This is a genomic window from Fodinicurvata sp. EGI_FJ10296 (genome assembly GCF_040712075.1).
In the GTDB taxonomy this organism is placed as follows: Bacteria; Pseudomonadota; Alphaproteobacteria; order DSM-16000; family Inquilinaceae; genus JBFCVL01.
The window spans coordinates 254,006-266,764 of the sequence record NZ_JBFCVL010000007.1 but is presented as its reverse complement, the minus strand read 5'-3'; the positions used below and the strand labels follow the sequence as shown (position 1 = coordinate 266,764).

Below are 12,759 nucleotides of genomic sequence, written 5' to 3'. Positions count from 1 at the left end.
GATCACGGCAGGTTTCCCGGCTGCTGCGAAACTGCCTGCCGGCTCGTGCAGGAAGGCCGTCGCGACGGCCGCGGAGGATTGTCATGGATTTCGAGGATCTCGTTACGGCACTGTCGCCGCCGACAAACCGGCTCGGAAAATCCGACGGCGAACACGAACACCATCTCTACGAAGGCGCGGTCATGGTCGCCTATGCCATGCACGTGTTGCGAACGCAGGATACCCAACACGTCCGTGTTCACCCCGATGGAGAACACGGCAAGCAATTCGACTTTGCGGCCTGGCTGCTTCGACGCGACTTTATTAAAATCTCCAGCATCGGCACCACCAGCTATGGCGGCACGTACCGGAATGCCGCAGGCCAGGAGATCACCGTCAATCCAAAGTCGGGGCTGGGTGATGTGGTTGCTGAGGTCGGCAACCACGTCATCTCCGCCGAATGCAAAGGTGGCATCATCAACACGAGGCATTCAGGTCAGGTATCGCGGCTCTACAAAGGGTTGTGCGAGACGGTCGGCATGTTGATGGCGACACCGTCGCAAGGACGGCAGGTGGCCGTCGCCCCTTTCACGGAAGGCACCTTGCGTCTGGCCGAATGATTGGCGCCGCGTTGCGCCTTGGCTGGCATCGAGATCGCCTTGGTAGGCAGTCGCGGCGAAGTCAGGGATGTGCCGCCTGTGGTTTGAGATTGCAGGGCAAAGTCGCCGATCGACGCGACAGCACGAACTGAGGGCAACAGGGGCGAAAACTGCAATTCAAGGATCTGTTGCCGCGCATCTTCCAGGCCAATCTTGCGTGACTGTTTCATCCACGTTGACCCTCGCTGCCACCTTCGAGCGTCAATTGTGTATTTGGGCACGAGCTGTCCATCTAGATGACGCGACGGACATGCCCAAGTTGCGAGGTTACCAAGATTTCCTGGTGCCCTGCGGCGAGTTCGCTGGGATGGATGTTGGGCAGGGCGAGTTGCGAACCGATCTGACCGAGATGTTCATGGTTGCTAACGTTGTTCGCCATCTCAAAGGTTCGCCATGCAAATGGCTGAAGACAATCGCACCGGCGCTATGGGACGATGCCGCCAACAACTATCACGATCTCATGGTGGGGCCGCCGATTCCGAGCGAACACCTGAGAATCCGGACGGGCGAGCGATAACCCACCACCAGAGCCACCAAAGATCAAGCCTTCGACCTGCTCGCGTCGGTGGCTGCTTTTGCGCGCGAAAAAGGTATTGCGCTGAACGATCCATTTTATCTGTCTCAGACTCCGATGCACCTCCCGATATGAGATATCCGTCCGGCATAGTCGTACCGCCTTTACGCTCCGCCTTTACGCTCCGCCTTTACGCTCCGCCTTTACGCTCATGGGGGGCGCTGCTACACCGGCGCCGGGTGCACCCGGCGGCGGGAGACGGTTTGTGGACGAGCGATGGGTGCCGGGGCGGCGCAGCGATGACGACGGCGATATCACGCGCCGCGAGGGTCGATGGCGCGCCCGCCTGGACCGCCTGTCGCTGCGCCGGACGCGCCTCGGCCTGATCCATGCTGTTGTCGTGATCGCCGGGCTTGCGGTCCTCCTGTCGGCGCCCGGCCTGGATATGCGGGTGGTTGCCGGTGCGATCGTTCTGGCGGCGCTCCATTTCGCCTTTCGCCATGCCCGTCGGCGGCTGGGCGGCGGGGCTGAACGCGCATCAGCGATGCTGGCACTGCTTAAGGATCGGCGATTGCGGCGCGCGCGCGATTGGGACGCGATGGCCGGAACAGCGGCGACGGCCGCCGACCGCGCCCACCCCTTTGCTGAAGATGCAGGCATCGTCGGCCGCAACTCGCTGCTGACCCTGCTCGACACGACGACGACCGAACTGGCGCACAACCGTTTGCGATCCTGGCTGACCATGAGCAAAAGCGATCCGGCCGCCACGGCCGAACGGCAGGCGCTGGTGGCGGAACTGGAACCACGGACTCATTTTCGCACGCGTCTCAGAATGGCGGCGCGGCATGCCGGGGGATGGCGGCAGATCGACGACGGCCTGCGGCGGGTCGACCCGCCAGCGCGACCCTGGTGGCTGGTCGTGTTTCATCTGGTTTGCTGGGGCCTGGTCGCCCTGGCCTGGGCCGGATCGGGCAGCCTGTGGAGCTTTGCGCTGTTGGTGCCGGCTGGCACGGCCAATCTGGCGGCAACGCGCGATCGCAACACCGGACAGACGGCGCATGAATTGCAGACACTGCTGGACGATGCGTCGCGCGTCTTTGCGGTGATGGAGCGTTATCGCGCCGGTGCCGGGGCTCCGGCGCTTGCCGCCGTGCTGGCGCCGCTGCAGGATCGGCGAGAGCCGCCGTCGGTGCTGGCACGCCGGGCGCGGCGGGTTTTCGGCTGGGCTACGGTGGAACTGACTCCGGGATCGCGTCTGGTCGCCAATCTGCTGGCGCCGTTCTCGGCGCTGCTGCTGATCGCCATGGCCCGGGTCACCGACCGGATGGCGGAATCCGTCCCGGCCGCCGTCGATGCCTGGGGGCAGATCGACGCCTGTTCCGCCCTTGCCACGATCGTCGATCTCGGCCGCGCGGATGAAGGGTTCGTGTTTGCGAGCTTTTTCGAGAAGGGGCCCGTCGTTGACGAAGCGGCCCCTATGCTCGTCGCAGCGGATGTCGGGCATCCCTTTCTTGCCGAAAAAACCGTCAACCCCGTCGTCATTCCGGCCGATGGACGTCCGGCTTTCGTGACCGGATCGAACATGACCGGCAAATCGACCTATCTGCGGTCGATCGCGATCAACCTTGCCCTGGCCAATGCGGGCGCACGGGTGCAGGCGACGCAATTTTCAGTAAGGCCATTTCGACTGGTCACCAGCATCGCGCCGCATGACGATCTGGTGTCCGGCGTCTCGCGCTTCTATGCCGAGGTCGAGCGTGTGGCCGGGATCGTCGATACCATGGACCGACCGGGACCGGGCACGCTGTTCCTGATCGACGAGATATTCAGCGGCACCAATGGTCTGGAGCGGCGCGCCGGCATCGCCCGCGTGGTGCATCTGCTGGCGCGGCCCGGCAATGGCGGTCTGATCACCACCCATGACGTGGAAACCGTAGCCGAGATCAGCGCCCTGCGCGATTGCTCGAACCGGCATTTCACCAGCACGGTCGTCGCCGACTCCGATGCCGGCCCCGACGGCAAACGATTGATCTTCGACTATCGCATTCGTGATGGAATCAGTCGCGACACCAACGCGCTGTTCATCCTCGACCGCCATGGTATCACCGACCCCGACGCGAGTCCGCATTGCGCCGGCACGTCATAGGTGCCCGGTGCGGGCTCGGGACGCGCTCTGCGGGATGACCCGCGCACAGGGCTCGATCGGTGCAAACCCGTCACATTTGGTGTCGCTTTTATGCCACAAGGCCGGCGCTGATCACCTTCCGGTACCTGAAATAGGTAGGTCTTTCTTGCAAAACAGGAGCTTGTGGAGTTTCTTTGATCTTCGGCTTCATCCGAAATGCAGGGGCGCAAGACTTTATGAGGCGACTGTCGGGACCCACAAGGGGCAGGAATGCCGCAGCATTCGCCGCACTTCTTCTGATGCCGGCGCTCGTATCGGCGTGCAGTGGCACACCGCCGCCGCCGGAAACCGTGGTCGATCTGACTCTCATCGCGACCCCGGATCTGAACCCGGATGCCCAGGGCCGGCCGTCGCCCGTTCATGTGAGAATATTCGAGCTAACGTCTGAAGATCCGTTTCGGGTAACGACTTATTACGATCTGAGAGACGAAGCTGAGGATACTCTCGGTCCGACGGCCATATCCATGCGTGAAACGGTCGTCAATCCCGGCACGTCGGTCCAGCGGACGTTCGAGGTCGAAGACACGGCCCGCGTCATTGCGCTGGCGGCGGACTATCAGGATATCGAGACGGCAATCTGGCGAGCGTATATACCTATACGCACGGGCGAGACGAATCGGCTGCACGGCGATCTGCGCGCCGATGAGGTCACGTTGATTCTGACCCGTCCGCAGCAGGAGGACAGCTGGTGGGATACGCTGTCGCCCTTCTGATGGCTGAACCAACGGAATACGGGCGCGGTAAACGGGGGTTTGATAGTGGGCGACGCGAAAGAGGGCGGTGGCGATGGCGCTAGATGATAAGGTCGTCTGGTACGAAGGCATGTTCCTTCGACCGCAGCATTTTCAGCAGCAGGACCGGTATATCGAACGTCTGATGCGCGAGCGTGTCGTCGCGCTGACGCCGTATGGCTGGGGGTTGAGCGAACTCAAGATCGACCGGTCGGTGCTGGAGACCGGAAAATTTGCGCTTCAGGAGGCACGCGGCGTGTTCGAGGACGGCACGCCGTTCTCACTGCCGGCGCTGGACGATCTGCCGCCCGCTATCGACCTGCCCGAAGGGGCGACCGGCAAGCGCGTCTTCCTCGCAGTGCCCGAGCGGCGGCCCAATGTCGCGGAATTCGGCGCCGCGGAGGGCTCCGACACGATTTCCCGCTATGACATGGCCGAGCAGGAAATTTTCGACACGATTACCGGGTCGACCCAGTCGGCGCCGGTGACCGTCGGTAAGTTGCGCCTGAAATATCTGGTCGAGGGCGAAAGCACCGCCGGATACTCGGTGATCGGTCTGGCGCGCCTTCAGGAGGTCAGGTCCGACCGGAAGGCGGTGCTGGAGGAGGCTTATATTCCGCCGGTGCTCAACGCCGCCGCCTCGGCGACCCTGGCCGGGTTTCTGACCGAACTGACCGGACTGCTGCGCCACCGGGGCGAAGCAATCGCCAGCCGGATCGGCGGTGGCGGTGGGTCGCGCGGCGTTTCCGACGTCTCCGATTTCATGATGCTGCAGTCCATCAACCGTCATGAGCCCGTCCTTGCGCATCTGGCGCAGATCCGCGACGTGCATCCGGAACGGGTTTTCGGGCTGTTGCTGGAACTCGCCGGGGAGCTGGCATCCTTCACAGCCAAGGGCCGCCGGCCACCGCAGTTCCCGGACTATCGTCATGACGACCTTCAGGCATCGTTCAAGCCGGTCGTCGCCGCGATACGCGAAAGTCTGAGCGCCGTCCTCGAACAGTCGGCCGTGCAGATTCCGCTCCAGGATCGGGGCCACGGCGTGCGGGTGGGGACCATCGGCGACAAACGCCTGTTGCGCGATGCCGGGTTCGTGATGGCGGTGCGGGCCGACCTGCCGCAGGAACAGATTCGCAAATCCTTCCCCCGGCTGGTGAAGATCGGTCCGGTCGAACAGATTCGCGAACTCGTTAACGTCGCCCTGCCGGGTATTCGGATCAGGCCGATGCCGGTCGCGCCACGGCAGATCCCGTTTCACAGCACCGCGGTTTATTTCGAGTTGGAACGCGGCACCGAGATCTGGAAGCAGTTGGCGACGTCGGGCGGCATTGCCATTCATGTCGCCGGAGACTTCCCCCAGCTTTCGGTGGAGCTCTGGGCGATTCGGGGATAGGGCGTCATGTCGGACGAAAACCCGTTCGCGGACGACGATCTGGACAAGACGGTCATCCGTTCCGCGCCGCGGCCGGAGCCGTCTCCGTCTGGCCAGTCGTCCGCCCAGACGGGGGAGCATAGCACCGCTGCCCGAAGCTCTGCCGCGCCCGGCCGCAGGGCAGCGGGCATGGGCGCCGCGTCGCCTGCCGCCAACCGGCAGGCCGTGCAGCCCGGTGGGCGACGGACCGCCAACAGGCTTTCACGAGACGGGGCCGGTGCGCCGACGGTGCGGCGGGAAGTTGCCGACGCGTCGCAATTCGTGGGCGGCAGCATCACGCGCCTGATCGATGCCGCAGCGCCAATGTTCGCGCTGGTGGTCTGGACCCGCGACCTTGAAGATCATCCCGATCCGGAAGGGTTGCTGGAACGCGCAATCGTCGAGATCCGCAATTTCGAGAACGCCGCATTGGCCGCGGGCTACACCTCGGAGCAGATCAGGACCGCGCGTTACGCCCTGTGCGCGACCATGGATGACGTCGTCCTGGCGACGCCCTGGGGGGGGCAGAGTGTCTGGAACAATCGCGGCCTTGTTTCCACGATCCACCGGGAAACCCTGAGCGGCGAGCGGTTCTACGACGTTCTCGACCATCTGTGGCAGCGGCCCCAGGATTGTCTGGAAGAACTCAAACTGATGTATATCTGCCTCTCGCTGGGGTTCGAGGGCAAATACCGCATCATGCCGCGTGGCGCGAACGAACTGAACCGCATTCGCGACAAGCTCTATCGGATCATTCATCAGTACATGGACGAGCCGGCGCCGGAATTGTCGCCGGCGTGGCGCGGGCGGTCCGAGGATCACCGACCCCTGGGCGGGGTCGTCCCGCTTTGGCTGCCTCTGGGGGGTATGCTGGCCGTTCTGATCGGCATATTCGGTTTCTATTTCATGGATCTTCGCTCGGGCGTCGCCGATACGTCGCGGTCCATCGCCATGCTCGGCACACCCGTGGACCGTGTGACAGTCGACCGTCCGGACGACCTGCAGCCCGTCGCTATGCCCGATCCTCCGGAGCCGGAGCCCGAACCCGAACCCGAGGCTGCCCCTGTCGTCACCGAAACGCCGCTGGTGCGAATCGCCGGTTTCCTTGAGCCTGAGATCGAGGAAAATCTGGTCGAGGTCGACCGCACGGCCGACGGCATAACCGTGCGCATCATTGCCGCCGATCAATTCGCCTCCGGCAGTACGACGCCGACAGACTCCATGCAGCCCCTCGTCCGGCGTATCGGAGCGGCACTTGATGACGAGGATGGGGGCGTTCTGGTCGTCGGACATACCGACAACGTGCCCGTTCGCGCCGGCGCGCAATTCGCCGACAACCGCGATCTGTCCCGGATCCGGGCGGAAAGCATCGCCGATATTCTGCGATCGTCAATTGGCGATCCCGACCGTGTCGGGGCGCAGGGCATGGGTTCGCAGGAACCGATTGCCAGCAACGATACGGCCCAGGGTCAGGCCCGCAACCGTCGAATAGAAGTGATCCTTCGGACGACGTCCGCCAACGGGATCGCGGAGCAGGAACAGTAATGGCCGGGTTGATCCAAATGCTCGCCACCCGGTGGCTGATGTCGCTGATTCCCGCTCTGGGGATCTGCGTGCTCATCTGGTTCTACGGTCCATGGATCGTGATCGGCGGGTATCAGCCGCTTGGCCCGGAACTGGTCCGCATCGTGATCATCCTGGCGATCATGATCGCCTGGGGGCTTTTCAATCGATCCGACGGCAAAAAGGCCGATGGCGCCGACGAAAAGCCAAAGAAAGCATCGAAGGCCGACGCGAAGACAGAGGGTGCCGCGCCGTCGGAAGATGAAAAGAAGGCCATCGAGCGCGAGGTCGGCTTTCTGCGGCGCGAATTTGCCGGCGCCATGCGCATACTGCGACGCTCAAAAAGCGGCCGCGGACTGGGCGGACGTTGGCGCTATCAGCTGCCCTGGTACATGGTCATGGGCGAAGCCGATGCGGGCAAGTCGTCGCTGGTGGCCAATTCCGGATTGTCATTTCCCCTGGGCGAACCGACCGAGCCGGCGCCCGATCGCGAACTGGACAGCCTCTGGGCGGAACGGATCGGCTTCTGGTTTTCTGACGATTCGGTCCTCATCGAACCGCCCGGACAATTCCTCGAAGAAGCCGCCGATCAGCCGGTCGCTGGCGGCGTCTGGACGGCCTTCCTCGATGAGATCCGGCGCAATCGGCCCCGGCAGCCGCTGAACGGGATCGTTCTGTCGATTTCGCTGCCCGACATCGTCGACCGCGACGAGGCCGAGATCCGCCAGCGGGCGAGCCGCCTGAAGCAGCGCCTGCGCGAGATTCGCACCCGGCTCCGGCTGCGGCTACCGGTCTATGTTGTCTTTACCAAATCCGACCGGCTGGCGGGCTTTACCGAGTTCTTCGATACTTTCCCGCGCGATGTCCGCAATCAGGTTCTGGGCGTAACGCTCCCGCTCACCGAGGAGAAGGCCAACAGTTCCCCGCTTGCGGCCCTGGAACCGGAATTCGATGCGCTGCTGGAGAGCCTGAATGCCCGCGTTCTTGAGCGTCTGCACCAGGAGCCCGATATGGACCGGCGGGGGCTGGCCTTCGGGTTTCCCCAGCAACTGGCACTGGCGCGGGGTCGGATCCATGCCTTCCTGCAGACGCTGTTTCAGGTCAGCCGATACGAGGAATGGCCCCTGGCGCGCGGCATCTATTTCACCAGCGCCGAGCAGGGTGGCGAGCCGGTCGACCTGATCCTGGAGACACTGGCCGATGCGGTCCCGGGCCATTCGCAGCCGGAGCCGCTGACCGGCCGGCGCAGCTTCTTCATCGTCGAACTGCTGCGCGGGGTGATTTTCAAGGAAAGCAACCTCGCCGGTATCGATCCGCGATTCGAGCGCAAGCGGCGGCTGCGATTCATGGCGATCACCGGCGGCACAGCGCTGGCCACGGTGCTGCTGCTGCTGGCATGGCAGGCCAACCACCGCGACAGCCGTGCATTGCTGGATCGCGCCGATCGCGGAATTGCATCGGCCAACCAATCGATCGCGGCGCTGGAAAACAGCGTCGGCAATCTGTCCGTGGTCGGCGACACCGAATTCCGCAGCGTCGCCGCGCCATTGGGAACGCTCGACGCCATGCGCGACGATATCCAGGCCGCGGTCAACGCCCGTCCTTTCCGCACCCGGCTTGGCAACTATCGCGGCCGCACGGTGCTGGAAGCCGCCGACAACGCCTATGATCAGGCACTGGAATCCTTGCTGCTGCCGCGCCTGCTGCTGCAGATGGAGCGCCGGATCCGGGATGGGTCGCTGGGCTATGATCCGTTGTATCAGGCACTGCGCGTCTATTTGATGGTGGGGCGCGAGGGGCCGATGGACCGTCCGGCGGTGATGGCATGGCTGACCGACGAATGGCGGCGGGTGTTGCCGGGACCGGAGAATCTGGCCGTCCGCGACGCGCTTGCCGGCCATGCGGCCGCGCTGTTCTCGCAAGACTACGAGACCCCCGATCTTGACCGGGGAATCGTCGATACCGGACGCGAGCGCCTTGCGGGTTACCCCATGGGCGAACGCGGCTATGCATTGCTGCAAGAGCTGCCCCGGGTGGACAACATTCCACGCTGGCGGCCCGTCGATCATGCCGGACCGCTCGCCGGCCGGGGGCTCGTCCGGCGCTCCGGCCGGTCGCTGTCTGACGGTATGCGCGGTCTTTATACCTATGACGGGTATCACGAGGTCGGCAAGCCCGCCGCCGATCAGGTCGCCCGGGACCTTTCGGGCGAGGGCTGGGTGCTGGGCCGGTCGAGCAATCCCGAAGAGCGGGCGCGCGATGCCGTGCAGATCCGCGACGATATCCTGCAGATCTATGTCGAAGACTATGCGCGCCAGTGGGACGGACTGCTGGCCGACATCTCCATCGCGCCCTTTCGCGATGTCGAGCATGCTGCCGATGTTCTGAATGTCGTCAGCGGGCCGTCGTCGCCGTTGAAAGAGCTGCTGGCGGCGGTCGTGACCCAGACGACGCTGTCGCCGGGCCCGGACGCTTCGGCGGGTAACGGCGATGCCGGCGGACCCGGTGACGGGAATGGCGGCGGCGATGGCGATGCGGGTGCCGGTGGCGAGAACGGCGTCGCTGGCGCGCTGTCGGGACTGGTGCCGGTATCGCTGGCATCGGAAGGTGACCGGGAATCGGCCCTGATGGCCGAAATGCTGGAGCAGGCGCCCGACGCGCCGCCAGAGCGATACGTCAACGACCGCTTCTCGGATCTGCGTTCGGTGGTTGGCGACGGCGATGGTGCTGGCCTGCAAAGCGTTCTCGATAATTTTCGTGATGCATACGAAATATTCACCCGGCTGTCGCATGGGCCGAGCGAGGACGGCGCGATCACCGCTGCGCTCGACGGCTCGTCTTCCGGCGGAATTCCGGTCACCGTCGCCCTGGCCAACGCGGCCGAGGCGCTTCCCGGCCCGGTCGGCGACATGGTGTCGGAAGTTGCGCGCAACAGCCGCGCGGTCAGCTCTGGCGGCGCGCAGGAGGTCATTTCCACAGCATGGCAGGACGACGTATTGCCAGTCTGTTCGGCCGCACTGCCCGGCCGCTATCCGGTTGACCCCGCTGCTGACCAGAATGTGCCGGTCGGGGATTTCGCTGCCCTGTTCAGCCCCGGCGGAACGCTGGACGGCTTCTTCACGACTCAGGTGGCGTCGTTCGTCGACCAACGCCAGGACCCCTGGGCCCTGCGCGACAGTCGTGCGGCCGATCTCGGCCTCGCCGCCTCGACGCCGGCGTTCTTCGAACAGGTCGACGAAGTGCGCAACGCGCTGTTCCCGGACGGCGCCGAAGCGCCCACCATCCGGTTTCAGCTTCGGCCGCGCGAACTGGATGCCTGGGTCGATCAGGTGGTGCTGGACGTGAACGATCGCCGGCTGACCTATGGCCACGGCGTCCGCGAAACGCAGACATTCGAATGGGTTGCCGCCGATGATTCGCAAGTCCGCATATTCTTCACACCCGATCTTCACGGCGAGCCGGGCGGTTTGGTGGAGACCGGGCCGTGGTCGCTGCTGAAATTCCTCGACCACGCCCAGGTGGAACCCGCCGGTGCGCCGGATCGCTATACGCTGACGATCGCGCTCGGCGGGCGTCAGGCAGTGTTCGATCTGACGGCGAGCAGTGTCGACAATCCCTTCGGGGCTGATATTTTCCAGGGGCTCTCCTGCCCGGCGTCTCTCTAATGCGGACACCATTCGATCGGATCAATTGACAATGGCGCTGGATACCATCGAGGCGGTCGGTCCCTACCGTATCGAAAACGTCCTTGGCCGGGGCGCGATGAGCACCGTCTATCGCGGTGTCGATGACCGCGACGGACGGGTCGCGGCGGTCAAGGTTCTGCGCACGGATATTCTGGCCGGGCAGGAACGCACGGCGACGATCGCCCGTTTCCTTCGCGAAGCCGAACTCGGCCGGACGCTCGATCATCCGCGGATCGTACAGGTTTACGATAGTGGCGAAGTCTCGGGCGAACCCTATCTGGCGATGGAATTGCTGCTCGGCAAATCTCTGGCCGAGATGCTGCAGGGCCCCCGCATGCAGCCCGTACACGCCGCGCATCTGGTGACCGAACTGCTCGATGCCCTGGCCTATATTCACAGCCGCGGGATCATTCATCGCGATATCAAGCCGGGCAACGTCATGGTGCGCAATGACGGCCATGTCAGCCTTGCCGATTTCGGCATCGCGCGCGTCAGCGGATCGGAAATGACGCAGATGGGCGATATGCTCGGTACGCCGGCCTATATGGCACCGGAGCAACTGACCGGCGAAGTCGTCGACGGACGCGCCGACATCTTCGCCGCCGGCATCGTCCTGTATGCCCTGAGCACGCGTCGCCGCCCGTTCAACGGCACGGTGGCGACGGTCATGAACGCGATCCTGAACGAGAACCCGGTGCCGCCGTCGCGGATTGACAACCGCCTGCCGGCCGCGTTCGACCGCGTCGTTGCCAAAGCGCTGGAGAAATCGGCCGATCGCCGGTTCCAGACAGCCGGCGAATTCGCCACAGCGCTGCGCCGGATCGTTCCGGATCTCGCCAGGCTGGAAACCGAAAGTACGGCGGCAGCCACCCCCGGAGGGGCCGGTTCGTCGGCCACCGCAAAGCGCACGGTTCGGCCGGACGAGGTGGCGGAGCGGCTGCTTGCCGCCTATGAACGCGTCGCGACCGAGGCACTGGACGAAGCCGATATCGTTCCGATCGAACGGGCCGAAGCCGCGTGGAGCCAATGGGACGGGGCTGCCAAAGACAGCCTGCGGCCCCTGGCCGAGCGCTGGGCGGGCGATATGGCGACCCTGGGCGACGCGGTGGTGACCGGTGCGCCGGTGCCGCGGGGCACGCACCTGCCGCGGGCCGACTGGATGCCGGTCGTGCGGCTCGCGGCGGTCACCCTTCGGCTCGCCAACCGGTTGGGGCTGTCTCGGCTTGTTCGGGCCCACCATCGGCGTCTTTGCGACGAACTGGTCGAGCCGTTCATCGTCTATATCGACACCGCCGGCACGATGCTGTCGGGCGATGACAACCCCGATCTGTCCCGGCTTTCCATGGATCTGTTGCGCCTGGACGTTCTGGAGATGGCGCTGGAGACGCTGTCGGCCTCGGCGGAGTTGCGGATCGTGCGCAAGACCCGCGCCCTGGTCGCGATTCAGGCGATGCGCAAGGTCAACGAAACCGTGTCCGGCTATACCGAGACGGGCGATATGCTGGCCCGTTTCGATGTCGCGCTGATCATGAGCGAGGTCGAGGAATTGATCGCGATCGCGTCGCGGCTTACCGACGATGCGGCGATTCAGGCCGGGCGGCAACTGCGCGAAAAGGCCGAGACGGTGATCCGCGATTTCATCGCCAATGCCGACCGGCTGGCCGCCATGACGGTGGAAGAACTGAGGGAAGCCGATGCGGCCGTTGATGCGCGGGTGTTCGGCGCCAAGCTGCGCCAGGTGCAGGCTCTTTACCATTTCGCCGTCCGATTGCCGGGCGAAAGCCATCGCGCATTGATGGGACGTTTCGCCGAGGCCGTTCATTCGCAGATCGAGGCACTGGCCACTCACCTGATGACAACGAGCGGTACGGATGATGTTTTGTCGACACTGTATGATATGGCCCACGATCTGGGCTGGAATGAACTGGCGCAGACGATTCTGCGCCATCTGAAGAATCGCTGAGAAGGCAGGTATGGAAGACTATTGCCTACCGTCGGACATTTGCGCCGCAGTCGTTGCGTCGAGCTGTC

General features: G+C 64.4%; 8 protein-coding genes. All 8 read left to right on the top strand.

Features of this window, described 5'->3' with window-relative positions; all coding sequences use genetic code 11:
- Positions 1–83 precede the first annotated feature (83 nt).
- Complete coding sequence (locus tag ABZ728_RS17055; protein WP_366657441.1) at positions 84–599, top strand: hypothetical protein; 516 nt, start codon at positions 84–86, stop codon at positions 597–599.
- 289 nt (positions 600–888) lie between these two features.
- Complete coding sequence (locus tag ABZ728_RS17050) at positions 889–1,155, top strand: hypothetical protein (protein WP_366657440.1); 267 nt, start codon at positions 889–891, stop codon at positions 1,153–1,155.
- A 262-nt stretch (positions 1,156–1,417) separates the two neighbouring features.
- Positions 1,418–3,298, top strand: a complete 1,881-nt coding sequence (locus tag ABZ728_RS17045; protein ID WP_366657439.1) for a hypothetical protein — start codon at positions 1,418–1,420, stop codon at positions 3,296–3,298.
- A gap of 215 nt (positions 3,299–3,513) precedes the next feature.
- The gene (tssJ, locus tag ABZ728_RS17040; protein ID WP_366657438.1) at positions 3,514–4,050 is read left to right on the top strand and encodes a type VI secretion system lipoprotein TssJ; all 537 of its coding nucleotides are present in this window, start codon (positions 3,514–3,516) and stop codon (positions 4,048–4,050) included.
- A 73-nt stretch (positions 4,051–4,123) separates the two neighbouring features.
- Positions 4,124–5,461, top strand: coding sequence for a type VI secretion system baseplate subunit TssK (gene tssK / locus ABZ728_RS17035; protein WP_366657437.1), 1,338 nt, complete (start codon positions 4,124–4,126; stop codon positions 5,459–5,461).
- Positions 5,462–5,467: 6 nt separating this feature from the next.
- A complete protein-coding gene (gene icmH / locus ABZ728_RS17030; protein ID WP_366657436.1) occupies positions 5,468–7,024 on the top strand; it encodes a type IVB secretion system protein IcmH/DotU in 1,557 nt (518 codons plus the stop codon).
- Positions 7,024–10,707: a type VI secretion system membrane subunit TssM gene (gene tssM, locus ABZ728_RS17025; protein WP_366657435.1), complete on the top strand. Its 3,684-nt coding sequence runs from the start codon at positions 7,024–7,026 to the stop codon at positions 10,705–10,707. The genes icmH and tssM overlap by 1 nt, the downstream gene beginning before the upstream one ends.
- 31 nt (positions 10,708–10,738) lie before the next feature.
- Complete coding sequence (locus ABZ728_RS17020) at positions 10,739–12,691, top strand: serine/threonine-protein kinase (protein ID WP_366657434.1); 1,953 nt, start codon at positions 10,739–10,741, stop codon at positions 12,689–12,691.
- The last annotated feature ends 68 nt before the right edge of the window (positions 12,692–12,759 follow it).